General features: G+C 68.3%; 25 protein-coding genes. 17 read left to right on the forward strand and 8 right to left on the reverse strand.

The window, feature by feature from the left end:
* Positions 1 to 41 precede the first annotated feature (41 nt).
* From pdxR to RALTA_RS19740, 5 genes are all read left to right on the forward strand, one after another.
* Positions 42 to 1,520 (forward strand): MocR-like pyridoxine biosynthesis transcription factor PdxR, encoded by a 1,479-nt coding sequence (gene pdxR, locus RALTA_RS19720; RefSeq protein ID WP_012355664.1) that lies wholly within the window; start codon positions 42 to 44, stop codon positions 1,518 to 1,520.
* Positions 1,521 to 1,678: 158 nt separating this feature from the next.
* The gene (locus RALTA_RS19725) at positions 1,679 to 2,686 is read left to right on the forward strand and encodes a tripartite tricarboxylate transporter substrate binding protein (protein WP_242405296.1); all 1,008 of its coding nucleotides are present in this window, start codon (positions 1,679 to 1,681) and stop codon (positions 2,684 to 2,686) included.
* A gap of 190 nt (positions 2,687 to 2,876) precedes the next feature.
* Entirely contained in the window at positions 2,877 to 3,200 is a 324-nt protein-coding gene (locus RALTA_RS19730) for a hypothetical protein (protein ID WP_025581695.1), read from the forward strand.
* 2 nt (positions 3,201 to 3,202) lie between these two features.
* Positions 3,203 to 3,997, forward strand: a complete 795-nt coding sequence (locus RALTA_RS19735; RefSeq protein ID WP_012355667.1) for an AadA family aminoglycoside 3''-O-nucleotidyltransferase — start codon at positions 3,203 to 3,205, stop codon at positions 3,995 to 3,997.
* 220 nt (positions 3,998 to 4,217) lie between these two features.
* Positions 4,218 to 4,814, forward strand: a complete 597-nt coding sequence (locus RALTA_RS19740) for a hypothetical protein (RefSeq protein WP_012355668.1) — start codon at positions 4,218 to 4,220, stop codon at positions 4,812 to 4,814.
* Positions 4,815 to 4,823: 9 nt separating this feature from the next.
* Here RALTA_RS19740 and RALTA_RS19745 read toward each other — a convergent pair whose 3' ends face one another.
* Genes RALTA_RS19745 through RALTA_RS19760 form a run of 4 tightly spaced genes read right to left on the reverse strand, consistent with a single transcriptional unit; the run spans position 4,824 to position 8,851 of the window.
* Complete coding sequence (locus RALTA_RS19745; protein ID WP_012355669.1) at positions 4,824 to 5,894, reverse strand: VWA domain-containing protein; 1,071 nt, start codon at positions 5,892 to 5,894, stop codon at positions 4,824 to 4,826.
* Positions 5,891 to 6,937 carry a DUF58 domain-containing protein gene (locus RALTA_RS19750; protein ID WP_012355670.1) on the reverse strand — a complete coding sequence of 349 codons (1,047 nt, stop codon included), beginning with the start codon at positions 6,935 to 6,937 and terminating at the stop codon, positions 5,891 to 5,893. The genes RALTA_RS19745 and RALTA_RS19750 overlap by 4 nt, the downstream gene beginning before the upstream one ends.
* Positions 6,915 to 7,928, reverse strand: coding sequence for an AAA family ATPase (locus RALTA_RS19755; protein ID WP_012355671.1), 1,014 nt, complete (start codon positions 7,926 to 7,928; stop codon positions 6,915 to 6,917). Before RALTA_RS19755 ends, RALTA_RS19750 begins: the two co-directional genes overlap by 23 nt.
* A gap of 11 nt (positions 7,929 to 7,939) precedes the next feature.
* The gene (locus RALTA_RS19760; RefSeq protein ID WP_012355672.1) at positions 7,940 to 8,851 is read right to left on the reverse strand and encodes a S1C family serine protease; all 912 of its coding nucleotides are present in this window, start codon (positions 8,849 to 8,851) and stop codon (positions 7,940 to 7,942) included.
* 74 nt (positions 8,852 to 8,925) lie between these two features.
* On the opposite strand from RALTA_RS19760, the gene RALTA_RS19765 reads away from it, so the two are divergent.
* The gene (locus tag RALTA_RS19765; protein WP_012355673.1) at positions 8,926 to 9,987 is read left to right on the forward strand and encodes a VWA domain-containing protein; all 1,062 of its coding nucleotides are present in this window, start codon (positions 8,926 to 8,928) and stop codon (positions 9,985 to 9,987) included.
* Between the two features lie 71 nt (positions 9,988 to 10,058).
* Here RALTA_RS19765 and RALTA_RS19770 read toward each other — a convergent pair whose 3' ends face one another.
* Positions 10,059 to 11,027, reverse strand: a complete 969-nt coding sequence (locus tag RALTA_RS19770) for a tripartite tricarboxylate transporter substrate binding protein (RefSeq protein ID WP_012355674.1) — start codon at positions 11,025 to 11,027, stop codon at positions 10,059 to 10,061.
* Positions 11,028 to 11,307: 280 nt separating this feature from the next.
* Between RALTA_RS19770 and RALTA_RS19775 the strand changes: the two genes are divergently transcribed.
* From RALTA_RS19775 to RALTA_RS19800, 6 genes are all read left to right on the forward strand, one after another.
* Positions 11,308 to 11,589, forward strand: coding sequence for a UxaA family hydrolase (locus tag RALTA_RS19775; RefSeq protein WP_012355675.1), 282 nt, complete (start codon positions 11,308 to 11,310; stop codon positions 11,587 to 11,589).
* 77 nt (positions 11,590 to 11,666) lie between these two features.
* Positions 11,667 to 12,842, forward strand: a complete 1,176-nt coding sequence (locus tag RALTA_RS19780; RefSeq protein WP_012355676.1) for a UxaA family hydrolase — start codon at positions 11,667 to 11,669, stop codon at positions 12,840 to 12,842.
* Complete coding sequence (locus RALTA_RS19785) at positions 12,842 to 13,777, forward strand: hydroxyacid dehydrogenase (protein ID WP_012355677.1); 936 nt, start codon at positions 12,842 to 12,844, stop codon at positions 13,775 to 13,777. Before RALTA_RS19780 ends, RALTA_RS19785 begins: the two co-directional genes overlap by 1 nt.
* On the forward strand, positions 13,774 to 14,796 hold the full coding sequence (locus tag RALTA_RS19790) for an Ldh family oxidoreductase (protein WP_012355678.1): 1,023 nt from the start codon (positions 13,774 to 13,776) through the stop codon (positions 14,794 to 14,796). Before RALTA_RS19785 ends, RALTA_RS19790 begins: the two co-directional genes overlap by 4 nt.
* 57 nt (positions 14,797 to 14,853) lie before the next feature.
* A complete protein-coding gene (locus RALTA_RS19795; RefSeq protein ID WP_025581686.1) occupies positions 14,854 to 15,876 on the forward strand; it encodes a Bug family tripartite tricarboxylate transporter substrate binding protein in 1,023 nt (340 codons plus the stop codon).
* A gap of 124 nt (positions 15,877 to 16,000) precedes the next feature.
* Positions 16,001 to 16,741: a GntR family transcriptional regulator gene (locus RALTA_RS19800; RefSeq protein ID WP_012355680.1), complete on the forward strand. Its 741-nt coding sequence runs from the start codon at positions 16,001 to 16,003 to the stop codon at positions 16,739 to 16,741.
* Between the two features lie 51 nt (positions 16,742 to 16,792).
* Here RALTA_RS19800 and RALTA_RS19805 read toward each other — a convergent pair whose 3' ends face one another.
* Positions 16,793 to 17,650 (reverse strand): alpha/beta hydrolase, encoded by an 858-nt coding sequence (locus RALTA_RS19805; RefSeq protein WP_012355681.1) that lies wholly within the window; start codon positions 17,648 to 17,650, stop codon positions 16,793 to 16,795.
* Between the two features lie 138 nt (positions 17,651 to 17,788).
* Between RALTA_RS19805 and RALTA_RS19810 the strand changes: the two genes are divergently transcribed.
* The 5 genes from RALTA_RS19810 (at position 17,789) to RALTA_RS19830 (ending at position 22,792) form a co-directional block, all read left to right on the forward strand.
* A complete protein-coding gene (locus RALTA_RS19810) occupies positions 17,789 to 18,574 on the forward strand; it encodes an AraC family transcriptional regulator (RefSeq protein ID WP_041232494.1) in 786 nt (261 codons plus the stop codon).
* Positions 18,575 to 18,721: 147 nt separating this feature from the next.
* The gene (locus tag RALTA_RS19815; protein WP_050976504.1) at positions 18,722 to 19,186 is read left to right on the forward strand and encodes a RidA family protein; all 465 of its coding nucleotides are present in this window, start codon (positions 18,722 to 18,724) and stop codon (positions 19,184 to 19,186) included.
* A 3-nt stretch (positions 19,187 to 19,189) separates the two neighbouring features.
* A complete protein-coding gene (locus RALTA_RS19820) occupies positions 19,190 to 20,569 on the forward strand; it encodes an adenylosuccinate synthetase (protein ID WP_012355684.1) in 1,380 nt (459 codons plus the stop codon).
* Complete coding sequence (locus RALTA_RS19825; protein ID WP_012355685.1) at positions 20,566 to 21,192, forward strand: pyridoxamine 5'-phosphate oxidase family protein; 627 nt, start codon at positions 20,566 to 20,568, stop codon at positions 21,190 to 21,192. The genes RALTA_RS19820 and RALTA_RS19825 overlap by 4 nt, the downstream gene beginning before the upstream one ends.
* 226 nt (positions 21,193 to 21,418) lie before the next feature.
* Complete coding sequence (locus RALTA_RS19830) at positions 21,419 to 22,792, forward strand: MFS transporter (RefSeq protein WP_012355686.1); 1,374 nt, start codon at positions 21,419 to 21,421, stop codon at positions 22,790 to 22,792.
* Positions 22,793 to 22,836: 44 nt separating this feature from the next.
* Here RALTA_RS19830 and RALTA_RS19835 read toward each other — a convergent pair whose 3' ends face one another.
* Positions 22,837 to 23,337, reverse strand: a complete 501-nt coding sequence (locus RALTA_RS19835; protein ID WP_012355687.1) for an Ohr family peroxiredoxin — start codon at positions 23,335 to 23,337, stop codon at positions 22,837 to 22,839.
* 15 nt (positions 23,338 to 23,352) lie between these two features.
* Positions 23,353 to 24,111, reverse strand: coding sequence for an SDR family oxidoreductase (locus tag RALTA_RS19840; protein ID WP_041232725.1), 759 nt, complete (start codon positions 24,109 to 24,111; stop codon positions 23,353 to 23,355).
* Positions 24,112 to 24,230 lie beyond the last annotated feature (119 nt).

Consider the following 24,230-nt stretch of genomic DNA (forward strand, 5'->3'; position numbering starts at 1 on the left):
ACAACTGGCACAATCGGAAGGTCCAGTTCCGGTAAATTTGAATGGGCCAGTTTGAACAGTCAGCCGCCAGGCGGCCCGGCGCCACGGGCGCGGGGCGCCGCATCTATGACCTGCTGCGCGCGCAGATCGCCGACGGCACGCTGCCGCCGGGCGCGCCGGCGCCGTCCACGCGCGGCCTGGCGGCCGAGCTGGGGGTATCGCGCACCACCGTGACCGCCGCCTATGAACAGCTGGCGGCCGAGGGTTTCCTGGTCACGGCGCGGGGGCGGGCCGCCCGCATTGCTAGCCCGCTGGCGGCTGCCGCCCCGGCACGGCCGGATGCCGCGCGACGCGCCAGGGAACCGGCGCTGTCGCGGTTCGGCCGGCGCGTGGCGGCACTGGGGCTGCCGGCACCGCCGCCGGCCGAGCCGGTGCGCTTCGATTTCCTGTATGGCGCGGTGGCGTGGCGCGACTTCCCGGCGCTGGCGTGGCGTCGGGCCTGGCAGGCCGAGCTGCTGCGCCAGCACGACCGGCTGTCGTACGCCGCGCCGGAAGGCGAGGCATCGCTGCGGCGCGCGCTGCAGGGCTATCTGCGCCGTGCCCGCGGGCTGGCCTGCGACGCCGGACAGATCGTGGTGGTGCATGGCTCGCAGCAGGCCATCGACCTGTGCGCGCGGCTGTTGCTGGATGAGGGCGATACCTTTGCCTTTGAAGAGCCCGGCTACCTGATGGCCAGGCGCTGCTTCGAGGCCACCGGCGCCCGCTGCCTGTCCGTCCCGGTGGATGCGCAGGGCCTGGATACCGCCGGCCTGCCGTCGGATGGCCGTGTGCGGCTGGCCTATGTGACGCCGTCGCACCAGTTCCCGCTGGGGGGCGTACTGCCGATCGGGCGCCGGCAGGCCCTGCTGCAATGGGCCCGGCGCCACGATGCGTGGATCGTCGAGGACGACTATGACGGCGAGTTCCGCTATGGCCAGCGGCCGATCGATACCCTGCGCGCGATCGACGGCGATGGCCGCGTGATCTATGTCGGCACCTTCTCCAAGGCGCTGTCGCCGCAGCTGCGGCTGGGGTACCTGGTGCTGCCGCCGGAACTGGTGCCGGTGTTCGGGCAGGCCAAGCGGCTGGCCGACCGCCACGCCCCCGTGCTGGAGCAGCGCGTGCTGGCCGCGCTGATCGACAGCGGCGCCTATGAGCGCCACGTCCGCCGCATGCGCCGCGAGAACGAGCGCCGCCGCGCGGCCCTGCTCGACGGCATTGCGCGCCACCTGCCCGCCGATGCCGAGGTCAGCGGCACGGCGGCCGGGCTGCACGTGGTGCTGTGGCTGCCCTCGCTGCGGCCGCGCGACGAGCCGGCACTGGTGGCCGCCGCGCGCGTCGGCGGCGTGGGCGTCTATCCGGTGTCGGCGCTGTATGCCAGGCCGCAGGGGGCGGGCCGGCACCGCGCGGTCGGCCTGGTGCTGGGCTACGCCAGCCTGTCCACCGCGCAGATTGAGCAGGGCGTGCGCGTACTCGGCACGGTGCTTGGCGCGATGGCCTGAAGCCGCCGGTGCATCCGGCCCCGCATGCCGGGCGTTTCTGCCAATGACATTGAGCAGAACGGCAATTGGCCCGCCTGGCGCAACGCTCTAACGTCTGTCGAAAACGACCGCGGCCGGCACACCGCGGCAACACCAGAACGACAACCAGGAGACAGCGCATGGCTATCACAAGGCGTGGAATGGGAGGGCGTTTGCTATCGGTCGTGGTCAGGGCCATGGCGGCAGTGGCGATCTGCACGGCGGCAGCGCCGACCGTGACGGCCGCGACGGCCGCGGGCGATTTCCCGGCCAAGCCCATCGAGTTCTGGATTCCGTTCCCGCCCGGCGGTCCCACCGACGGCTCGCTGCGCACGCTGCTGGCGGCCGCCGGCAAGGAGCTGGACCAGCGCGTGGTGCCGATCAACAAGCCGGGAGCGGGCGCCACGCTGGCGGCCCAGGTGATGTCCCAGACGGCGGCGCCGAACGGCTACACGCTGTCGATGGTCGCCGCCAACATCTTCCGCATGCCGCACCTGCAAAAGACGCCGTACGACCCGATGAAGGACTTCACCTACATCATCGGGCTGACCAATTACCGCTATGGCCTGGTGGTCCGCGCCGACGCGCGCTGGAAGACGCTGGAGGAATTCCTCGCCTACGCCAGGGCGAACCCGGGCAAAGTGACCTACGGTGCCGTCGGCATCGGCAGTTCGGGGCATATTTCGATGGAAAAGCTGGGCCGGGCCGCCGGGGCGAAGTTCACCTTCGTGCCGTACAAGGGCGGCGCCGAGGAAATGATGGCGCTGCTGGGCGGCGACATCGACGCGGTGCTGGACCCGGGGTGGGGACAATATGCCGTCGCCGGCAAGGTGCGGCCGCTGGCCATCGTCGGCGACGCGCGCTTTGCGCGCTTCAAGGATGTGCCGACCCTGAAGGAGCGGGGCTACGACATCACCGCCAGCTCGCTGGTGGGCATCGTCGGTCCCCGGGGCATGGACCCGGCGGTGGTCAGGAAGCTGCACGATGCGTTCTTCCGGGCCGCGCAGGATCCCGCCTACCTGCGCTCGCTGGAGGCCATCGACCTGGAGCCGGTCCACCTCAACAGCGCGGACTACACCCGGTTCGCGGCGGAACAGTTCGAGCGCGAGAAGCGCGTGGTGCAGCAACTCGAAATCACCCTCCAGTGATCAGCGTGCGATCACCGCGCATGGGGCTGCACTGTCTTAGTGCGGCCAGTCATGCCGAGGCATTCGCCGCTCCGATTGGCACCGCTTCTTTGATACGCTGGTGGTGTACCTGCCGCTGCCATCGCTGCATGCGCCCCTGGCGAGGATGACTTCTGCACTCCCCAGGCTGGCAGCGGCCAAAGGAGTGATCATGCAAGAGCTGACCTTTGGCGCCCTGCTGTACCGCTATTTTTTCTTCGGCTGGCTGTTCCGGGACGCCAGCCGCGGCAACCGCGCCGAACGCACGCGCGCCTGGCACTTCAACCAGGCGCGCGCGCACTGGCTGCTGACCTACATGCGGCGCTGGCTCTGGTGCGGCGTGTTTTTCTATGGGCTGGGCAGCGCGGTGGAACTGATGTTGTCCGCGCCGGCGCTGTCGGCGTTCTTCTATGTGCCGGGCGCGCTGTGCGTACCGGTCAATGTTGTCATCGGCGTGCTGTGGCTGGGCCTGAAGACGCTGCCAGGGCCGCTGTAATCATGGCGGCCGTCTTCCTGCCCGCGGAAATCGCGCGGCAAGTCCGCCTGGCCCATGCCGTGCTTGCACGCCATCTGGACGGCACGCTGCTGGGCGTCCACCTGTTCGGCTCGGCACTCGATGGCGGGCTGCGGCCGCACAGCGATATCGACCTGCTGGTGACCACGCGCGATGTGCCCGGCGATGGCGTGCGGCAAGCGCTGCTGCGCGAGCTGCTGAAGGTCTCGGCCCCGCCCGGCAGCGGTGGGCCGTTACGGCCGCTGGAGGTCACCGTAGTGGCGCGCGGCGAAGTGGTGCCATGGCGCTACCCGGCCACGCGCGAACTGCAGTTCGGCGAATGGCTGCGCCAAGACATCCGGGCCGGCGTGTTCGAAGGGCGGATGCCGGACCACGATCTTGCCATCCTGCTGACCCAGGCACGTCAGCACAGCATCGCGCTGCTAGGCCCGCCGGCCACGACGTGCTTCGAACCTGTTCCCCGGCAGGACTTCATCGCCGCGCTCGCCGATACCGTCGCCCAATGGCAAACCGAACGCGACTGGGCCGGCGACGAGCGCAACGTGGTGCTGGCAATGGCCAGGATCTGGTACAGCGCCGCCACCGGCCGGATCGCGCCGAAGGACGTGGCCGCGGCCTGGGCGCTGGAGCGCCTGCCGGCCGCGCATTGGCCTCTCATGGCAGCGGCGCGGGCGGCGTATCTGAAGGGCGGGCCGGACGATCCGGTGTTGCATGGCGCGGCGACAGCGGCGTTCATGTGTGACGCCGGAGCCGTGGTCAGGACGCTGCTGGCGCGGTAGCGGCGCGCACGTCGGCTCAGCGAGCTACGGCATCCCGGCGAGCGTGATGGCGGACACGTGATGGCGGACACGATCAGCGGCTGGATCGCCGGGCGCCGGGGCGGCCGACAGACTGCCTTTCCCTCTGCTATGGTTAACAGGCCTGTCCGTCACGCGCGCCGGACCCTTGCCGGCATCGCGCATGGCGGCCTACGGCAAGCTCGGAACCAGGGAGGACCGCATGAAACCCGGCAAGTTAATCGTGGCGGCGGCGCTTGCCGCCGTGTCCGCCACGTCCGGTACGGCGATGGCGCAACCCGAGACCCGCGTTGACTCGGTCTCCGGCGTGGGGGCGTCGCGCACGACCGGCACGGTCAAGGCCACGGCCACGGTGGTGGCCATCGATGCCGCGACCCGCACCGTTACCCTCAAGGACGAGCAGGGCAAGGTCACCGACGTGCAGGTGGGCGACGACGTGCGTAACTTCGGGCAACTGCGCGTGGGTGATGCGGTCACCGCCGAGTACACGCAGGCCTTGTCCGTCAGCCTGAACCGGCAGAGCGGCATCCGTTCCAGCAGCGAGCGCGAGATCGCCGAGCGCGCCGCGCCGGGCGCCAAGCCGGGCGGCATGGTCGGCCGCGAGGTCACGGTCACCGCGGACGTGGTGGCGGTCGACACCAAGACCGGCATGGTCACGCTGAAGGGCCCGCGCGGCCGGACGGTGGACGTGCATGTCGCGGATCCGAACCAGCTCAAGGCGGTACGCGCCGGCGAGCAGGTGCAGGCGGTCTACACCGAGGCCATTGCGATCTCGGTGACGCCACGCAAGCCGCGCTGATTAGCGGGCTTACATCACGCGCCCGAACCACCACAGCGACAACAGCCCCGCGCAGCCGGCCAGCAGGGCGCCCAGCGCGGCGAACAGCCCGGTGATTTCCACCTGGCTGCGCTTGTCGAATGCCAGCCGCGCATTGAGCGCGCGGTACACGCGTTTCAGTTCGGCCGCGTCTTCCAGGCGGAAGTACTCGGCACTGGTAGCGTCGGCGACTTCCTTCAGCACTTTTTCGTCCAGCCTGACGCGCGCCGACCATCCGTCGACCGAGAGCACCACGCCTTCGGGCGTGCCCACACCCACGGTATAGATGCGCACGCCGTGCTCGGCGGCAAGTTGCGCCGCCCGCAGCGCGGCCGGGCCGGCGTTGCTTTCGCCATCGGAAAACAGCACGATCGCGCCGGAGGTATAGGAGCCAGGCTTCACCGGCTCGGTGTCGGCCGGTGGATTGGCCAGGGCCCGGGGTTTCCTCGGCGGCGGGGTGTCGTCGTTCATCAGCCGCTCGGCATCGGGCGTGAGCTCCGGCAGCAGTGTGGTCAGCGCAATCAGCATGCCGTTGCCCAGCGCGGTGCCGCCCTGCGGCTGCAGGCGCTCGATCGCGGTGGCAACGGCCTCCCTGGCGCGCGTGGGTGCCTGCGCCACGGCGGCAGTGCCGGCCATGGCCACCACGCCGACGCTGACGCCGGCGGGCTGCGCCTCCAGCAGGGTGGTGGCGGCCTGCTGGGCCGCGCGCAACCGGCTGGGCTTGACATCCTGGGCGCGCATGCTGCCGGACAGGTCCATCACCAGCAACACTGTCTCGATGCGCGAGGGCAGCATCATCACAGCCTGGGGCCGTGCGATGGCCGCGACCAGCGCAGCCAGTGCCAGCAAGATCAAAACGGGCGCGACGTGGCGGCGCCAGCCGGCGCCGCGCCTGGTGGCAACGCCCGCCGTCTTCAGCTCCGGGTAATGCGCGGCCGCGTGCCGCCCGCGCCGGTCGAGCCAGACATAACCCGCTGCCAGCACCGCTACCAGCGCGAACAGCCACAGCATGCCTGGCCACAGGAAGCTGAACACCGGCAGGCGGCTGATCGCATCGATCATGTTGCGCCCCCGGCGATGCCCGCGGCCCTGGCGCTGCCTTGCTGGCGCCGGCGCTGGCGCGCGAAGCTGAGCAGTGCCAGGTCGAGCCGGGCATAGGTCGACAGCGTCAGGCACGCCACCCCGGCGCGCGCGAAGGCCTGGCGCAGCTCCGCCTCGCGCGCCTCGGCAGCGGCGGCGAAGCGTTTGCGGAACGACGGGTCATGCGTGTCGACGAAGAGCTGCTCGCCGGTTTCCGCGTCCTGCAGCACCACCAGGCCCAGGTCCGGCAACGCGGTTTCGAGCGGATCGACCAGCCGCACCGCGACCACCTCATGGCGCCGGGCCAGCATGCCCAGCGACGCCTGCCAGCCTGGCGCGCTGATGAAATCCGACACCACGAACACCACCGAGCGCCGCCTTGCCACCGCGCGGGCGCGTTCGAGCAGGTCGCGCAGGCGGGTGTCGCCTGGCGATGCGGCGGGCGTGGCCCGCATGCGGTGCAGCAGGTGCAGCAACTGGCGGCGGCCGGCGCGCGCCGGCACCACCGTGGCGTCCACGTCGGCAGCCCCGCCATAGAGCACGGCGCCGACACGGTTGCCGTAGCGCGTCAGCAGCAGTGCCATGACGGCGGTGAAGTCGCTCAGCAGGTCGCGCTTGCGCACGCTGCCGGAACCGAAGTCGATCGATCCGCTCAGGTCCAGCAAGAACCAGGCCGCGACTTCGCGGTCTTCCTGGTACTCGCGCACATGCGGCGTCTGCAGTCGTGCGGTCACGTTCCAGTCGATGTGGCGCACATCGTCGCCAGGGTGGTATTCGCGCAGGTCGGCAAGGTCCAGGCCGAAGCCGCGGAACAGCGTGCGGTAGTCGCCTTGCAGCAGTCCGTCGAGGCGGCGCACCACGGTCCATTCCAGGCGCCGCAGCAAGGCGTCGGTCTGGCTGGCGCCGAGGCCGGCCAGCGCCACGCCCGGTCCACCGCCCGATGCGATGCCGGACGCGACGCCGGGCGCGACGCCAGGCGCGCTCTCCGGGCCGACCCGGCGCTTAGTCCGCCGCAGCCCGAACATGGGATTCCATGGGCCGCTCGGGAACCGGCAGCGCCTGCGTGATGCGGGAGATGAGCTGGTCGGCGGTCACGCCGTCGGACATGGCCTCGTAGGAGAGCGACAGGCGGTGGCGCAACACGTCCGGCACCAGGTCGGCCACGTCTTCCGGCAACGCATAGTGGCGGCCGCGCAGATAGGCCAGCGCGCGCGCACCTTCCACCAGGCCGATGGTGGCACGGGGACTGGCGCCGAACGACACGTAGCGGTCCAGCTCGGCCAGGCCGTAGTCGCCCGGCTTGCGCGTGGCCGCGACCACGCGCACCGCGTACTGGACCAGGCTGGGATCGACATACACCTTGCGGCAGGCCTCCTGCAGCGCGGTCAGGTGCTCGGGCGTGGCCACCGGACTCACGCTGATGCGCGGCCCCGTGACGCGGTTCACGATGACCACCTCTTCCTCTTCCGACGGATAGCCCACCAGCACCTTCATCATGAAGCGGTCGACCTGCGCCTCGGGCAGCGGGTAGGTGCCTTCGGTCTCGATCGGGTTCTGCGTGGCCATGACCAGGAACGGGGCGGGCACGCGATGGGTCTCGCCGGCGATGGTGACCTGCTTTTCCTGCATGACTTCCAGCAGCGCGCTCTGCACCTTGGCCGGCGCGCGATTGATTTCATCGGCCAGCAGCAGGTTGGCAAAGACCGGTCCGCGCACCGTGGAGAACTCGCCCGTGCCCTGGTTGTACATGCGCGTGCCGACCAGGTCGGCCGGCAGCAGGTCCGGGGTGAACTGGATGCGCTTGAAGGTGCCGCTCATGGTCCGGGCCAGGGTGTTGACGGTCAGGGTCTTGGCCAGGCCCGGCACACCCTCCACCAGCAGGTGGCCGCCGGACAGGATCGCCACCAGCACCCGTTCGAGGAAGTGGTCCTGGCCGACCACCACGCGTTTCACCTCGTACAGCAGGCGTTCCATCAAGTTGGCGCTGTCGGCAGCGCCCCTGGCTTGGTCGTTCATAGGTCCCCGCGTCAGAAAGGAGAAGATCCGATGGATACGCCGGCGCTTTCGATGGTGGTGGCAAAGCCGATGCCGATGAAAGTGCCGCTGTTGCCGGGATTGAGGATGGCGGTGACGATCCCCACCACCTCGCCCTTCATGTTCACCAGCGGGCCGCCCGAGTTGCCTGGATTGACCGCGGCGTCGAACTGGATCAGCTTGTCCAGCGTGCGCTTGTTGTCGGGTGCGACGAACTCGCGGTCCAGCCCCGACACCACGCCCGCGGACACCGATGGGCCGATGCCGAACGGAAAGCCCACCGCGACCACTTCCGAGCCGGGCAACAAGTCGCGGCTGGAGCCCAGCGTTGCCGCGGGCAGGTCGTCAGGGATGGACTTGGCCTGGATCACGGCCAGGTCTTTCTCGGGGATCGCCTGCAGCAAGGTGGCCTCGGAGGTGTGGCCGTCGTGGAAGGTCAGTTCCAGGCGCCGCGCTCCCGCAACCACGTGCAGGCTGGTCAGGATCACGCCGCGCTCGGTCACTACCACGCCCGAGCCGATGTGGCGGGATTCCGGCTTGTTCTCCGCGCTGTTGCCGGGCGGGCGCTCGTTGGGCAGGGGCGGGGCGGGAGGAGTCGAGGGCGACGCTTCGGGCGGCGTGGCAGGCGCGTCACGCCCGGCCTGCGGCGCGGACGCCGCATCGGCGGTCTTCTCAGGCGCGGGATAGTTGCGGATTTCGACCACCGACTCGCGCACGGCCTCGGCGGCCATGGCAGTGCGCGAGGGCAGGGGCTTGGTCTCGAGCGTGTGCAGCACTGCGGCGTCGATGTCCTTTTGCGTCAGTGCGCGCGCCTTGGGCTGCAGCAGCCACGCCGAACCCACACCGGCGGCGAGAACCAGCGCGACGGTCGCCGAGACCCACCCGTAGATCGTCACCCGTTTCATCGCAGCCCCCGAGGTCCCGTCCCGCCTTAAAAAATACAGTACCATCCTCTTACCCACGCGCCAAGGAGCAGGGCATGCAGTTTCTCTGGCCGCAGATGCTCTGGTTGCTGCTTGCGCTTCCGGTGCTGGCAGCCGCCTACCTGTACCTGCTCGCGCGGCGCAAGAAGGCCGCGGTGCTGTATGCAAGCCTTGCATTGCCGCGCGCCGCCCTGGGCCCGCGGCAACGCCTGCGGCGCCACATTCCGCCGTTGCTGTTCTTCTTCGCGCTCGCCGCGGCGCTGCTGGCGTGCGCGCGTCCCAGCGCCACCATCACGCTGCCGGCCGACACCGTGACCCTGGTGCTGGCGATGGACACCTCGCGCAGCATGGAGGCCGCCGACGTGCCGCCCAACCGCATCAGCGCCGCCCAGCAGGCCGCCCGCGACCTCGTCGTGGGGCTGCCGGCCAGCGTGCGGCTTGGCATCGTGTCTTTCGCCGGCACCGCGGCGGTGGTGCTGCCGCCCACCGACAACCGGCAGGACATGCTGGACGCGATCGAGCGTTTCCAGCTGCAGCGCGGCACGGCCACCGGCAGCGGCCTGTTCCAGGCGCTGGCGGTGCTGTTTCCCGAAGACGGCATCGACCTCGAAGTGATCCTGTTCGGCAGCCGCTCGGACCGCGCCGGGCGCGGCACTTCGCTGGACGAAGCCGCCGCGGCCGATGCCGCGCGCCGGCGCGAACAAGGCCAGCAGGCGGCACAGCCTGGCTCCTACCGGCACGGCGCGGTGATCCTGCTCAGCGATGGCCGGCGCACCACCGGCCCGGACCCGCTCGACGCCGCGCGCATGGCCGCCCAGCGTGGCGTGCGCGTCTACACCGTTGGCTTCGGTTCGCAGCAGGTCACTTCCGCGCCGGAATCCAGCCTGTCTTACTTCATGCAGCTTGACGAGCCGGCGCTGCGCGCGGTCGCGTCCATTACCGGCGGCGAGTACTACCACGCCGGCTCGGCGGCCGACCTGAGCCAGGTCTACCGCCAGCTCAGCGCGCGCTTTGCGCTGGAGCGCCGGGAAACCGAGCTGGGTGCCTTGTTCGCCGCAGCGGCGGTACTGCTGCTGGCGCTGGCTTGCGCGCTGTCGATGGCGTGGTTCCGGCGGTGAGGGGATCGGGGGAAGGCGGCGTCACGAGCGACCCCGGTCCGCGCGCGCCGCCGGGCCACTAGCCAGCGCGCCTACTTCTCCTGCATCTTCGCCGCCTTGACGATCTCGCCCAGCCGCCGGCGTTCCGCGTCGACAAACTTGATGAAGTCCGCACGCGTGCCGCCGATCGGCTCGATACCCACCTGCTTGAGCTTGGCCGCGGCGGCGGGGTCTTTCATGGCCTTGTCGACCGCAGCGGCGACCTTGTCGAGGATGGCGTCGGGCGTGCCCTTGGGCGCATGGACGCCGGCCCAGTGCGCGATCTGCAAGTCCGGGAACCCTTGCTCCACCGCGGTGGACAGTTGCGGATAGGCCGAGATGCGCTGGGTCCACGTGGTGGCCAGCGCCTTGAACTTGCCGTCGTGCAGGATATGCGGCAGCGCGATGATGCTGGCCTCGGAGGTACCTTCGACCTGGCCCCCCAGCACGGCCGTGGTGCTTTCCGATCCGCTCTTGTAGGGCACCGGCTGCAGCTTCGCGCCGTACTTCACGTTCAGGATCTCCGCGACGAAATGCGGGGTGCTGCCCGTGCCGGCGGTGGCGAAATTGAAGCCGCTGCCTTTCTTCGAGGCCTCGACGAAGTCGCGCAAGTCCTTGTAGGGCGCGTTCTTCGGCACCACGATGACTGACGGCGCCAGGCCGATCATCGCCACCGGCACCAGCGCGTCGTCCTTGAACGGCATGGACTTCTTGATCATGCTGTTCGAGATCACGCCGGCGGCGCTGATCAGGAAGGTGTAGCCATCCGGCGCGCTCCGCGCCACCAGGTCGGCACCCACGGTGCCGCCCGCACCCGGCCGGTTCTCCACCAGCACGGTCTGGCCCAGCGCCTTGCTGGCGCCTTCGGCGGCCGCGCGCGCCATCAGGTCATTGGCGCCGCCCGCGGCGAACGGCACGACGAAGCGGATGGTCTTTGCGGGCCATGATTCCTTGGCGCCGGCGGTCGAGGCCGCGAGGAAAGCCGCGGATGCCAGCAGGCCCAGGGCGAGTCGGTTTTTCATTGTCAAGTCATGTCTCCGTTCCGGGATTGAACACGCCGGCAGCCGCAGCTTTCCCAGGCAGACCCATCCGGCTCCGCTGCCCGGCGTGCACTGCCGACATTGTCACCCATCAGCACTGCGAACGTCCGCTATGTGACCGGTGTGCGGTCCCTGCGCTCCGTCTCGCTTATGCGCCAAGACCACAAGGTTTTTGCAAAATTCATATATATGAGTTGGTTGACATGGATGAATCCAGCACCTACCATGATTTTCACGCACGACCCACAGAGAGGAGACAACGATGATTCACGTAGTGCTTCATGACGCCAAGGACACCGTTGCGGTGGCCGTGGTGGAAGGGATCCAGCCCGGCACCCAGCTCAACGCCTGGATCATGGACGAAGACAAGATCGTGACGGTGACCGCGCTGCAGCCGATTCCCATCGGCCACAAGGTGGCACTGCGCGACATGGATGTGAACGAGACGGTCTACAAGTACGGCATCGACATCGGCAAGGTGGTGGCCCCGATCAAGGCAGGCCAGCACGCCCACGTCCACAACATCAAGACCAAGCGCTGGTAACCCGGAGGCGCGGCCGCGTGCCGTCGCGCCCGCATTCCACTCCATTCCGCTTCCACCCGCATTCAAGGATCCACGTCATGTCCGTGATCGACCAAGACACCACCTTCTGGGGCTACCGCCGCGACAATGGCCGCGTCGGCGTGCGCAACCACGTCATCATCCTGCCGCTGGACGACCTGTCCAACGCCGCGGCCGAGGCTGTCGCCGCCGCCATCAAGGGCACCATGGCGATTCCCCATCCATACGGCCGCCTGCAGTTCGGGCCGGACCTGGACCTGCATTTCCGCACGCTGATCGGCGCGGGCAGCAACCCGAACGTCGCCGCGGTGGTGGTGATCGGCATCGAGGAAGGCTGGACCAAGAAGGTCGTCGACGGCATCGCGCAGACCGGCAAGCCGGTGGTCGGCTTCGGCATCGAGGGGCACGGCGACCATGACACCATCATGCGCGCCTCGAAGGCCGCGCGGGAGTTCGTGCAGTACGCCACCGCGCTGCACCGCGTGGAGTGCCCGATCAACGAGCTGTGGGTGTCGACCAAGTGCGGTGAATCGGATACCACGTCTGGCTGCGGCGCCAATCCCACCGTCGGCAATGCCTTCGACAAGCTGCATCCGCTGGGCACCACGCTGGTGTTCGGCGAGACCTCCGAGCTGACCGGCGGCGAGCATATCGTCGCGGCGCGCTGCGCCAATGACGACGTGCGCCACCAGTTCATGGCGATGTTCGAGCGCTACCAGGGCATGATCGACCGCTGGAAGACCTCCGACCTGTCCGAATCGCAGCCCACCAAGGGCAATATCGCCGGCGGCCTGACCACCATCGAAGAGAAGGCGCTGGGCAATATCCAGAAAATCGGCAAGCAGTGCACTGTCGACGGCGTGCTCGACAAGGCCGAGGCGCCGACGCATCCGGGCCTGTGGTTCATGGACTCGTCTTCGGCCGCGGCCGAGATGGTCACGCTGTGCGCGGCCGCCGGCTATGTGGTCCACTTCTTCCCGACCGGGCAGGGCAACGTGATCGGCAACCCGATCGTCCCCGTCATCAAGCTGTGCGCCAATCCGCGCACCGTGCGCCTGATGAGCGAGCACATGGATGTCGACTGCTCGGGCCTGCTGCAGCGCGAGCAGACCCTGGACCAGACCGGCGACAAGCTGCTGGAATGCATGCTGGCCACCATCAACGGCCGCTGGACCGCGGCCGAGGCGCTCGGCCACCGCGAGTTCGTGCTGACCCGCATCCACGAGTCCGCATGATGAAGCGCATCTGCATCAGCGAGTTCATGGACCCGGCCGCGGTGCAGGCGCTGACGCCCGGCTTCGACCTGCGATACGAGCCGGGCTGGGTGGATCGCCGCGGTGACCTGCTCGAGGTCCTGGACGGGGCGCACGCGCTGGTGGTGCGCAACCGTACCCAGGTAGACGCCGCGCTGCTTGCCCGCGCCCCCGCGTTGCGGGTGGTGGGCCGGCTTGGCGTGGGGCTGGACAACATCGACGTCGCCGCCTGCCGCGAACGCGGCATCCGCGTGATTCCCGCCGCCGGGGCCAATGCGCGCTCGGTGGCGGAGTACGTGGTGACCACGGCCGCCGCGCTGCTGCGTGGCGCCTACCTGTCCAGTGCCGAGGTGGCGGACGGCCGCTGGCCGCGGGCCAGGTTGTCGGAGGGCCGGGAGGCGCTGGGCAAGACGTTGGGGCTGATCGGCTTCGGCGACATCGGCCGGCAGACCGCGGCGCTGGCCCGCGCCTTTGGCATGTCGGTCATTGCCTGCGATCCGATGCTGCCGGCCGACGATCCGGTCTGGTCCGCCACCGGCGTGGCCTGCGTCACGCTCGACGCGCTGCTGGCGCAGGCGGACGCGGTCAGCCTGCATGTGCCGCTGGTGGAGGCCACCCGCAACCTGATCGATGTCGGCCGCCTGGCGGCGATGAAGTCGGGCGCGGTGCTGGTCAACACCGCGCGCGGCGGCGTGGTGGATGAAGCGGCGCTGGCCGACGCGCTGCGGGCAGGGCACCTGGCGGGCGCGGCACTGGACGTGTTTGCCAGCGAGCCCTTGCCCGCGGACAGCGCGCTGCGCGGTGTCCCGAACCTGATCCTGACGCCCCATGTCGGCGGCGTGACGCGCGAAGCCAATGCGCGTGTCTCGATGCTGATCGCCCGCGAGGTGCGGCAGTCGCTGGAGCAGATGCCATGAGCCGGATCGCATTGCAGGAACTGGAGCGCGTGGCCGTCGCGGGCCTGCGTCGCGCCGGCGCCAGCGCCTTGCAGGCGCGTGCGACGGCGTTGGCGCTGGTGCGGGCCGATGCGGCGGGGCTGCCGTCGCATGGCGTCTCGCGCGTGCCGATGTACGTGGCGCACCTGAGGCATGACCGGGTCGACGGCCACGCCGAGCCGGCGGTGCAGTCCACGCGCGCCAGCGCGGTGCTGGTCGACGCGCGCTGCGGCTTTGCCTTCGCGGCGTGCGACCTGGCCATCGCCGAGGCCATGGCGCGCGCGCGGGCAACCGGCGCCGGCGTGGCCGCGGTCACCAACAGCCACCACTTCGGCGCCGCCGCGCTGCCGCTGGAAGCCGTGGCGCGCGCCGGCATGGTCGGCATTGCCATGGGCAATTCTCCCGCAGCCATGCCGGCGTGGGGCGGCAAGCGGCCGCTGTTTGGCACCAACCCCATTGCCGCGGTATTCCCGCGGCCGGGCCATGCGCCGGTGGTGATCGACCTGTCGCTGTCCGAGGTCGCGCGCGGCAAGATCATGGTAGCGGCCAGGCAAGGCAAGCCGATTCCGCACGGATGGGCGCTGGATGAAGCCGGCCAGCCGACCACCGACGCGCAGGCCGCGCTGCGCGGCTCGATGCTGCCGGCGGGCGGCGTCAAGGGCGCCATGCTGGCGCTGCTGGTGGAATTGCTGGTGACGTCGCTGGCCGGGGCGCGGTTCGGCGCCGAGGCGGATTCCTTCTTCACCGATGCGGGCAACCGTCCGCGCATCGGCCAGCTGTTCTTCGTGCTGGACCCCGGCGCCTTCGCCGGCTCACAGGTCTACGCCGCGCGGGTGGAAGCGCTGCTCGCGGCGATGCTGGACGACGAAGGTACGCGCGTGCCGGGCGCTCGCCGCGACACCGCGCAGGCACAGGCGGCCGCGCACGGCATCGAAGTGCCCGATGCGCTCTGGCGCGAACTGCAAGCGCTTGCGGGCGAGGAGGTTGGCGCGCCGCATTGATTTGCTCACCACGGACCCACGCCAGGATGGGCCGGCCATAACTACCGGAGACAAACCATGGATCGACGCTTGATGTGCGGCGCGCGCAGGCACCTGAGCCGCGTGCTGCTAGCCTTGTCAGTTGTATCGGCCGTCGCTGCGCTGGCGCCGCGCCCCGCCGCCGCGCAGGGCGCCAGCGATGCCGCGGCCGCCGATTATCCGAACAAGCCCATCCGGTATGTCGTGCCCTTCGCGGCCGGCGGCCTGACCGACATCATGGCGCGCATGGTCGGCCACCAGCTTGCCGAAGAATGGAAGAAGCCCGTCGTGGTGGACAACCGGCCGGGCGGCAATGCCAACATCGGCGCCGAGCAGGTCGCCAAGGCGCCGCCCGACGGCTATACCTGGCTGGCGGTCACGCTGACGCACGCGTCCAACGTGACCTTGTTCCCCAGGCTGCCGTTCAGCATGCAGAAAGACCTGGTGCCGGTGGCGCGCATTGCCTCGTCGCCGATGATGGTGGTGGTGCCGGCCAGTTCGCCGATCAAGTCGATGAAGGACCTCGCCGCGGCGGCGCAGAAATCCAGGCTGAACGCAGGCTCCAGCGGCAACGGCACGCCGCCGCACCTGACGCTGGCCCTGTTTGAAAGCCAGACCCGGACCAGCTTTACCCACGTGCCGTACAAGGGCGGTGCGCCGTCGATGACGGACCTGATCGGGGGCCAGATCGACGTGGTCTTCTCCAACTTTCCCGAGTCGCTCGCCTACGTGAAGGGGGGCAAGCTGCGCGCGCTGGCCGTGACCACGCGCGAGCGCCATCCGCTGCTGCCCGACGTGCCAACCGTGGCCGAGGCCGGCTATCCGGAGCTGATCGTCGAAAACTGGACCGGCCTGATGATGCCCGCGGGCACGCCACGGCCGATCGTGGACAAGGTGGCCGCTTCGGTGGCGCGCATGCTGGCGGCCGAATCGGTGCGCGGCCGCATCGTCACCGCGGGCTTCACTCCCGCGGCCGGCGGGCCCCCGTTCGCGGATTATTTCAGCGGCGAGGTCACGCGCTGGGCCAGGTTGATCGAAGAGAAGCATATCCGGGTCGAATAGCGGCGCGTCAGGCCGCGGTGGCCTGGCGGACCTGGCGGCCGGCTTTAGTATGATTCGTCTTATCCCTATGAATCAGTCGTGATCGGCCGGCCGCCCCGCTGGCGGCCTTGCAAAGGACATTACCGTGGGTTCCAGATTCGATGCCGGCGCAGCCATCGGCGGCGTGCTCTACAAGGACGTCAAGCACGCCATCCTGGCCGCCCTTGCCGAGGGCGAGTGGAAACCGGGCGAAGCCATTCCGTCGGAACGCAAGCTGATCGAGCGCTTCGGCGTTTCGATCGGCACGCTGCGCAAGGCCATCGACGAACTGGTGGCCGAGAACATCATGATCCGCCACCAGGGGCGGGGAACCTTCGTCGCGACGCACCGGCAGGAAGACCACTTCTTCCGCTTCTTCCGCATCGTGCGCCAGGACGGGTATCGGGAGTTCCCGACGGTGCAGCTGGCAAAGTTCCGCCGCGCCAAGGCCGACAAGGAAGAAGCCGCGGCGCTGGGCCTGCCGCCCGGCGAGGCCGTGTTCCGCTTCACCAACGTGCTGTCGCTGGAGGGGCGCCCGGTCATGATCGACGCCATCACCGTCCCGGCCGAACGCTTCAGGACGCTGACCGAAAAGCTGCTGCGCGAGCGGCCCAACACGCTCTACAACTTCTACCAGGACGTCTTCGGCATCAACATCATCCGCACCGAAGAACGCCTGCGCGCGGCGCTGGCCGACGAGGAAGACCATGAACTGCTGGGCGTACCCGTCGGCACCGCGATGCTGAAGATCCTGCGGGTGGCGTCGTCGTACCAGAACGAGCGCGTCGAGTACCGCGTTTCCAGGCTGGATACATCGGATTACGAGTTCGCGCTGTCGCAGCCGTGAAGGGGGGCGGCGTGATTCACTGATATACGCCGCGATCTCGCCGCCGATGTCTCAGGCGCGCCCGATCATGCGCAATACAGCGCTGGCCAGGGCACCATCGGCCTCGCCCAGCAGGTCGACGGCGTCGAAATGGTGACCGCGCTGCTGCACCACCACCTGCACGTCGAAGCCGCATTCGCCGAGCAGTGCATGATATTCGCGCTGCAGCCGGTGATACTCCGGGGATTCATCGCCGCCGACGGTCAGGATCATGGGCAGTTTGGCTTTCGGGACATGATGGATCGGACTGTAGCGGGCAACGTCCGCTTCAGTCAGCCCAACCACCTGGTTGAGGTAGCACAGCCGGATCGGCTCCAGGTCATACAAGCCGCTGATCGCGCAACCTCCCTTGAGGATATCCGCCGGTACGCCGAAGGCAGGCCAGTCCGTTGCCGCCAGCGTGGCGGTGAGATGGCCGCCGGCTGAGTGGCCGGACAAGACGATGCGATCCGGATCGAATCCCAGGTCGTTGGCATGCCGGTAGAGCCAGGCCACCGCTTCCTGATTGTCGCGGACAATCTCGGCCATGCCCACATCCGGAGCCAGGCGGTAGTTCACCACCGCGACGTTGATATCGCGCTGCAGGTAGGGCGCGGCAACGAAGCTGAAGTCGGACTTGTCCAGCGATTGCCAGTAGCCGCCATGAATGAAGACCAGCAGAGGGCGATTTGGGGTGGCTGCCGGGAAGAAGTCTAGCGCCTGCAAAGCGTGTGCGCCATACGCAAGATCCGGCTTGACCAGATGGTTCCGACGGAACGTGGCGCTGGTGTCGGCCCATCGCTTGAAGATGTCCTGGAACCCGGGGATTCCAGCCCTGACGTTGTACTGCTGGTCCAGTTGTTCCTGGTTGAAGTTTCGATACACTGACATTAGATTTGGCTCCAGACGTTTGGGATCGATGCTTCGATTCCATTGGGTCGTTGCGACGCTTGTCGCGTCCGGCCAAAGATACGTATCCGCGTTTAGCAGCGCGCGCCGCGGGATGACAACCACTATCGCAAAGACGCCATGTTCGGAAAAAGCGAAAACCGCGATGACTACCAGGCGATAGCGCAACCGGTCGGCGGCATGGCGCGCAAGCTGAAGGATGGGTTCTATATCGCCCCGCATTCGCATCCGCGCGCGCAGCTGATCTATGCCTATGTCGGGGCTATCCTGGTCACCACGGACTTCGGTTCGTGGGTCGTGCCGCCCCAGCGCGCCGTCTGGGTGCCTTGCAACGTCAAGCACGCCATGCAGGCGTGCGGCGACGTGGAGATGCGCACCGTCTACGTTCGCGAAGATGCCGTACCGGGCGAGTTGCACGGCTGTTGCGTGGTCGCGGTGCCGCCGCTGCTGCGCGAGCTGATCTCGGCCGCCGTGCGCATGCCGCTGGCCTATGACGAAGGCAGCCGCGACGGCCTGGTGGTGCAGCTTTTGCTGCAGGAGTTGCGTCCGCTGTCGGTGGTCCCGCTGCATCTGCCAATGCCAAGGGACCCACGCCTGGGCAAGATCTGCGCGAAGATCCTCGACGATCCCTCGGACGAGACCTCGGTCCAGACGTGGAGCCGCTCGGTTGGCGCCAGCGAACGGACCATCATCCGTCTGTTTCCGGAAGAAACGGGGATGACGTATAGCCGCTGGAAGCAGCAGGCGCGGCTGATGGCCGCGGTTCGCCTGCTTGCCGAGGGTTGCCATGTCACGGACATCGCCCTTCAGCTTGGATACGAGAGTCCAAGCGCATTCAGCGCCATGTTCAGACGAGCGCTTGGCATGACCCCCACCGAGTATTTCCGCGACCGGAGCGGCGAGTAGGCCTCAGGCTGCCGGTTGGCATCTGCGCGACATCAGCTGGCGTCAAGGCGCGAATCGAGGCCTGGGCCCTGCGGCACAGTCTAGGTGCCGCCGGATGGCCAGCACCGTGCTTGCTCCGTCGGCATTTGTCCAAGTCGAGGAGTGAGTATGTCAGTGATGGATCGTATCCAAGCAGCGGGCATCGTCCTGCCTGCCGCCGCAATGCCCAAGGCACTATATGTCCCGTACACGCTGCACCGTGGCTTGCTGACGATATCGGGACAGCTGCCGCTGCAGGACGGCAAGCCCGTGTTTGTCGGCAAGGTGCCCGGTGCGGTCAGCGTCGAGGCAGCGCAGGCGGCGGCTCGGCTTTGCCTGGCTAACCTGCTGGGCTGGGTGGCCGCCGCGGTCGATGGCGATTTCGAACGGATCCGGGGCATCGTGCGGGTAGGCGGCTACGTTGCAGCGGATCCGGGTTTCAACGATGCGCCGCTGGTGATCAACGCCGCGTCGGAGCTTCTCAACCGGATTTTTGCCGAGCGCGGGCGCCACGCCCGCCTTGCGCTCGGCGTGGCGAGCCTTCCGTTCGGTGCCCCGGTTGAGATCGAGGCAACCTTTGCACTGGACGCCTAGGCGATGGGCGCCGCGACAAAGACCGGCTATGCCGACGTCCTGGTGGGCCTGCAATTTGGCGACGAGGGCAAGGCCCGAATCGTTGATCACCTCGCTGCCGGGTATGACGTGATTGCGCGTTTCAATGGCGGGGCCAACGCCGGACATACCATCGCCACGCCCTCCGGTGCGCTGCGGCTGCGGCAAGTGCCTTCTGGCGTGCTGCACCCTGGCGTTGCGCTTTACATCGGCTCGGGTTGCGTGGTTGGGTTGCAGCAGCTGGCATCCGAGATTGCGATGCTGGCGGCCCAAGGTATCAGCCTGGAGGGACGGCTGACAATCAGCGACAGGTGTCCGCTGGTTCAGCCGCGGCATGTGCTGGCGGACCGCCGCGATGGCGCACGGATCGGCACCACCGGCAACGGCATCGGTCCGTGCTACGCCGATCTGGCGGCCCGGATGCGGGGCGCTGAGCGTGTTGCGTTCCAGTTGCGCGACCTGTGGTGTGACGAGGGCCGGGTATTCGAACTGATGACCCGGCTGGCATCGCAGGCCGACGACGATGACGAAGCCATAGCGGCGATGGTGGACGGCATGCGCCACGCGTGGAGGGTGGTTCGGCCGTTCGTGACGAATGATGCTGTCGCGCTGTTGCGGCGCGTCGAGGCCGGTGCAAGGGTACTGTTCGAGGGCGCGCAGTCGGTGATGCTGGATGTGGTGCATGGCGTCCAGCCGTGGGTCACGTCCAGCCACACGCTCCCCGCCTATGCCTACGTAGGCGGAGATCTGCCGTGCCGCTATCACCGCAAGACCATCGGCGTGGCCAAGGCCATCGTCTCCCGGGTCGGCAACGGCCCGCTGCCGACCGAACTGGGCGGGCAGCGTTCCGAAGCCTATTGCGCCGCGGCGGCACATGCGGGCCGCGGCCGCGCCGACGAAGCGGCAAGCCACGATCCGCTGAAGTTGCTCGCCGAAGCGGATGCATTCTCGACCGGCGTGGCGATCCGGATGCTGGCGAACGAGTACGGCACCGGCACCGGCCGGCCACGGCGCGTGGGCCTGCTTGACGTTGCGCAACTGCAGCGCGCGATACAGCAGGCCGGCGTCGACGAGGTGTATCTCAACAAATGCGACAGCCTGGCCGCCTTTTCCCATACGCCCGAGCGTTGCATTCCGGTAATCGTCGCTGGCGAGGCCGGTAGCGCAAGCCAGCGCGTGCTGCAATTTCCCGCGTTTGCGCACGGCTCCATACCGACGGATGCCGCCTCGCCGCTGCCCCCGCAGCTTGAAGCGCTGCTCGCATGGCTGGCGCACGCCATCGGCCGGCCCCTGCGCGGCATCGGACTAGGACCGGAACGCGCGCAAATGCGGCTTCTTGAACCCAACCAGCAGACCACACCATGACAAGTTCAACCCCCGCCTACCTGCGCGGCGAGATGCGCAGGACCGACCTGGCCTGGACCGACTGGCCGGCCATCGAAGCCTTTCTGAAGGATGAGCTGATCTGCCGCGTGGCGGTGCATGACGAACCGTACCCCTATGTCACGGCGCAGAGTTTTACCTTCACCGGCGACGCGTTCCTGATCCACAGTTCCAGGTTCGGCAAGCTTGCCGCCGCGATCCGGGCGAACCCGCTGGTCACGATCGAAATCGATCGGCCCGTGGCCTTGCTGAAGGCGCCGAAGGGCCAGAACACCAGCCTCGAGTATTTCAGCGTCATCGCGCGCTGTGAAGTCCGGCTGCGTGACAGTACCGAGGAGGTGCGCGCGCATCAGTACCAGGCGCTGGACAAGTTCCGGCCCGAGAAGGACTACTCGCCGATCGAGGACGGCGCGGCCAGCCAGATCGTGGCCTATCGCTGCGAGATCCGCGAGTTGAGCGCGAAGAAGCGCATCCTCGCTGACGGACAGTATTCGCCGCCAGGGCAGCCGCGCGCGCCGTACCTGCGCTATCCGTTCCAGTCCGGTGCGACGCTGTCCGGTCTGCCGCCGGAAGCGTTCGATCCCCGTCGGTTTGGGGGGAAGTAGGGCTCGCGATCGCATGACATGAAGAGGTGCTTCGGCACCTCTTTTTTTGTGCTCGGTGGCTCGGCACAAGCTCCTCCGATGCATTGGCGCCTGCGAGACAGACCTTGGCGTTCCGGCGCGCGTCGCGCACGTGGCCGCAAGCGACAGTAGCGAGCGATAGCGCAACCACGCGTTATTGCTTGCGCCAGTGCCATAGAGCACTGGCACTAGAACGACTGGAGACAAGATGAAGCACACCCCTCTCGAGCTGATGCGCGTGCGCACCGGCGACCGCCTGGAACGGCTGCCCGTATGCGGGTATCACCGCCTTCTGTTTGCAATCATTGCGCTGGCCTTCTTCTTCGACAATCTCGACCTGGCCATGATGACGTATTTGCTGGGTTCGATACGCACGGAGTTCGGCTTGACCGCTGCGCAAGCGGGCATGCTCGGAAGCGCCAGCTTTGTCGGCATGGCCCTCGGCGCGCTCAGTTCGGGAATGCTTGCCGACAGGTTCGGACGCAAGCCCGTGTTCCAGGTCAGCATGATCATCTGGGGCGTGGGCAGCTATCTCTGTTCGACCGCGAGCAACCCCATGGAACTGGGCGCATACCGGCTCTTGCTCGGCATCGGCATGGGCATGGAGCTGCCACTGGCACAGACGCTGATGTCGGAGTTCATCCCGGCTCGGCAGCGCGGCAAGTACCTGGCATTGATGGACGGCAACTGGCCGATCGCGTTCATCTGCGCTGGCCTGATGTCGTACTACGTGCTGAGCGCCTATACCTGGCGCACGATGTTCCTGCTTGGCGCGGTGCCGGCGCTCTTCCTGATCGTGGTGCGGCGCTTCGTGCCCGAGTCTCCGCGCTGGCTGGAATCGCAGGGGCGCCATGCCGAAGCCGCAGGGATCGTCGAACGTATCGAGCAGTCGGTGATGCGGCGGATGAAGCTTGATGCATTGCCGGAAGTCACTCCGGCGGCTGCGGCGGCGGAGCCGGAGGCAACGGGATTGCGCGTGCTGTGGTCGCGCGCGTACCGCAGCCGGACCCTGACTGTCTGGGGGCTGTGGTTCTTTGCCCTGCTGGGGTTCTACGGCCTCAATACGTGGATCGGCGCGCTGCTGCAGCAATCGGGGCTGGATGTGACCAAGTCCGTGTTGTACACGGTGTATATCTCGATCGGCGGGATTCCGGGCTTCCTTTGGGCGGCGTGGGTGGTGGAGCGCTGGGGACGCAAGCCTGCCTGCGTGGCGACGCTGGTCGGCGGGGCCTGCATGGTCTTTATCTATGGCCGGGTCGCTGGTTCGGCGTCGGAGCCGTTGGCGCTATTCCTCTCCGGCGGCATGATGCAGTTCTTTATGTTCGGCATGTGGGCGGTGCTCTATACCTACACCCCGGAGCTCTATCCCACGCGCGCTCGCGCTTCTGGCTGTGGCATGGCTTCGACGGTGGGGCGCATCGGCTCGCTGCTGGGGCCGACGCTGGTGGGCCTGGTGCTGCCCGTCGCGGGGCAAGCTGGCGTGTTCTGCCTGGGCGCGCTGTGTTTCCTTGCCGCGGCGGCAATCGTGCTCCGGTTCGGCATCGAAACCCGCGGCAGGGCGCTGGAAGCGATTGCCGACTAAGGTACTGCCGGCGCGTCGTGGCGGCAGGTATCGGACGAGCTGCGTCATTCCACCACCGCCACGACGCTGGCAATGCCTTGCCTGGCCATCTTCACATAGGGGCAGAACCGCTCGGTATTGCGCACCAGTTCTTCCGCCAGCGCCCGGGCCACGCCCGGCATCCGGACGCGCACGTCAGCGACCAGCGCATAGGCGCCGTCCACCGGGTCGCGGCCCAAGGCGACCTTGACTTCCACGCTGGCGTTGTCGATACGGAGGCGGGCGCGCCGGGCCAGCAGGTACAGCGCGCCGTGGAAGCAGGCGGCATAGCCCGCGGCGAACAACTGTTCCGGGTTGGTGCCGTGGCCCGGGCCGCCCAGCGCGGCCGGCAGCCGCAGGTCGAGGACGAGGTTGCCGTCATCGGAGCGCGCCACGCCGGAGGCGCGGCCGTGTCCGGTTTCCCCGCCCGTGACGGTGACGGTGGTGGTGTAGAGCGGATCGAAGCCCGGCCCGCGGTACTTGTCGAGCAGGCTCAGCGGAGGGGCTTGCAGCCCCTTGTTTGCCATGGGCCCGCCCTGTGGTCATGCCGACGGCTGCTGGCGCTGGCGCAGCCATGCCTCGAAGCGGATCTTGCCGAGCCGCGCGGGGCCGTCGGGGACCAGCGTGCCGTCGTCCAGCTCGGCGCCGAAATAGCGGGCCGTGGCGTCGACGACCACCGTGCGCGGATCATCGGTGGCTTCGAGATAGCGTCGCGCCAGGTCGCTCAGCGCAAAGCGTTCCGGACCGGCGATATCGACGATGCCGTTGGCGGGATCGGCAAGCGAATGATCGGCCACGGCCTCGGCCACATCGTCGGAGGCAATCGGCTGGATCGACGCGGACGACAGGCGGACCGTATCGCCGTCGGCGCCCGACTGCACGATGCCGCCGATGAACTCGAGGAACTGCGTGGCGCGGACAATGGTGTAAGGGATGCCGGCGTTGCGGATCAGGGCTTCCTGCGCGATCTTGCCGCGGAAGTAGCCGCTCTGGGCGAGCTTGTCCGTGCCGACCACCGACAGCGCCACATGGTGCGCGACGCCGGCAGCCTTTTCCGCCGCCGCCAGATTGCGGCCCGAGGTCTCGAAGAAATGCAGGACGGCATCGTCGGCGAACGACGGCGAATTGGCCACGTCCACGACCACCTTCGCGCCCTTCAGCGCCTGGTCGAGGCCGGCGCCGGTCAGCGTGTCGACGCCGGTCCTGGGCGATGCCGCCACCACCTCGTGGCCCTGCGCGGCAAGGCGGGACACGACCTTGCTGCCGATCAGCCCGGTACCGCCAATCACAACGATCTTCATCATGCACCTCGGTTCGGTTGGAAGGAGTGGGCAGGCAACCCATGTCCCATGCTAGGTGAACGAGGCGCGGCGCGGTAGCGCCGCCGGCGGATGCGCGGTGTTTCCCGTCCCGCACCAAT

It is taken from the genome of Cupriavidus taiwanensis LMG 19424, from assembly GCF_000069785.1.
Taxonomy (GTDB): Bacteria; Pseudomonadota; Gammaproteobacteria; order Burkholderiales; family Burkholderiaceae; genus Cupriavidus; species Cupriavidus taiwanensis.

Excerpts from the sequence above, each read along its gene's own strand:
- pdxR (WP_012355664.1), top strand. The coding sequence starts at position 42 with ATGGGCCAGTTTGAACAGTCAGCCGCCAGGCGGCCCGGCGCCACGGGC.
- RALTA_RS19725 (WP_242405296.1), top strand. The coding sequence starts at position 1,679 with ATGGCTATCACAAGGCGTGGAATGGGAGGGCGTTTGCTATCGGTCGTG.
- RALTA_RS19730 (WP_025581695.1), top strand. The coding sequence starts at position 2,877 with ATGCAAGAGCTGACCTTTGGCGCCCTGCTGTACCGCTATTTTTTCTTC.
- RALTA_RS19735 (WP_012355667.1), top strand. The coding sequence starts at position 3,203 with ATGGCGGCCGTCTTCCTGCCCGCGGAAATCGCGCGGCAAGTCCGCCTG.
- RALTA_RS19740 (WP_012355668.1), top strand. The coding sequence starts at position 4,218 with ATGAAACCCGGCAAGTTAATCGTGGCGGCGGCGCTTGCCGCCGTGTCC.
- RALTA_RS19745 (WP_012355669.1), bottom strand. The coding sequence starts at position 5,894 with ATGATCGATGCGATCAGCCGCCTGCCGGTGTTCAGCTTCCTGTGGCCA.
- RALTA_RS19750 (WP_012355670.1), bottom strand. The coding sequence starts at position 6,937 with ATGTTCGGGCTGCGGCGGACTAAGCGCCGGGTCGGCCCGGAGAGCGCG.
- RALTA_RS19755 (WP_012355671.1), bottom strand. The coding sequence starts at position 7,928 with ATGAACGACCAAGCCAGGGGCGCTGCCGACAGCGCCAACTTGATGGAA.
- RALTA_RS19760 (WP_012355672.1), bottom strand. The coding sequence starts at position 8,851 with ATGAAACGGGTGACGATCTACGGGTGGGTCTCGGCGACCGTCGCGCTG.
- RALTA_RS19765 (WP_012355673.1), top strand. The coding sequence starts at position 8,926 with ATGCAGTTTCTCTGGCCGCAGATGCTCTGGTTGCTGCTTGCGCTTCCG.
- RALTA_RS19770 (WP_012355674.1), bottom strand. The coding sequence starts at position 11,027 with ATGAAAAACCGACTCGCCCTGGGCCTGCTGGCATCCGCGGCTTTCCTC.
- RALTA_RS19775 (WP_012355675.1), top strand. The coding sequence starts at position 11,308 with ATGATTCACGTAGTGCTTCATGACGCCAAGGACACCGTTGCGGTGGCC.
- RALTA_RS19780 (WP_012355676.1), top strand. The coding sequence starts at position 11,667 with ATGTCCGTGATCGACCAAGACACCACCTTCTGGGGCTACCGCCGCGAC.
- RALTA_RS19785 (WP_012355677.1), top strand. The coding sequence starts at position 12,842 with ATGAAGCGCATCTGCATCAGCGAGTTCATGGACCCGGCCGCGGTGCAG.
- RALTA_RS19790 (WP_012355678.1), top strand. The coding sequence starts at position 13,774 with ATGAGCCGGATCGCATTGCAGGAACTGGAGCGCGTGGCCGTCGCGGGC.
- RALTA_RS19795 (WP_025581686.1), top strand. The coding sequence starts at position 14,854 with ATGGATCGACGCTTGATGTGCGGCGCGCGCAGGCACCTGAGCCGCGTG.
- RALTA_RS19805 (WP_012355681.1), bottom strand. The coding sequence starts at position 17,650 with ATGTCAGTGTATCGAAACTTCAACCAGGAACAACTGGACCAGCAGTAC.
- RALTA_RS19810 (WP_041232494.1), top strand. The coding sequence starts at position 17,789 with ATGTTCGGAAAAAGCGAAAACCGCGATGACTACCAGGCGATAGCGCAA.
- RALTA_RS19815 (WP_050976504.1), top strand. The coding sequence starts at position 18,722 with ATGTCAGTGATGGATCGTATCCAAGCAGCGGGCATCGTCCTGCCTGCC.
- RALTA_RS19820 (WP_012355684.1), top strand. The coding sequence starts at position 19,190 with ATGGGCGCCGCGACAAAGACCGGCTATGCCGACGTCCTGGTGGGCCTG.
- RALTA_RS19825 (WP_012355685.1), top strand. The coding sequence starts at position 20,566 with ATGACAAGTTCAACCCCCGCCTACCTGCGCGGCGAGATGCGCAGGACC.
- RALTA_RS19830 (WP_012355686.1), top strand. The coding sequence starts at position 21,419 with ATGAAGCACACCCCTCTCGAGCTGATGCGCGTGCGCACCGGCGACCGC.
- RALTA_RS19835 (WP_012355687.1), bottom strand. The coding sequence starts at position 23,337 with ATGGCAAACAAGGGGCTGCAAGCCCCTCCGCTGAGCCTGCTCGACAAG.
- RALTA_RS19840 (WP_041232725.1), bottom strand. The coding sequence starts at position 24,111 with ATGAAGATCGTTGTGATTGGCGGTACCGGGCTGATCGGCAGCAAGGTC.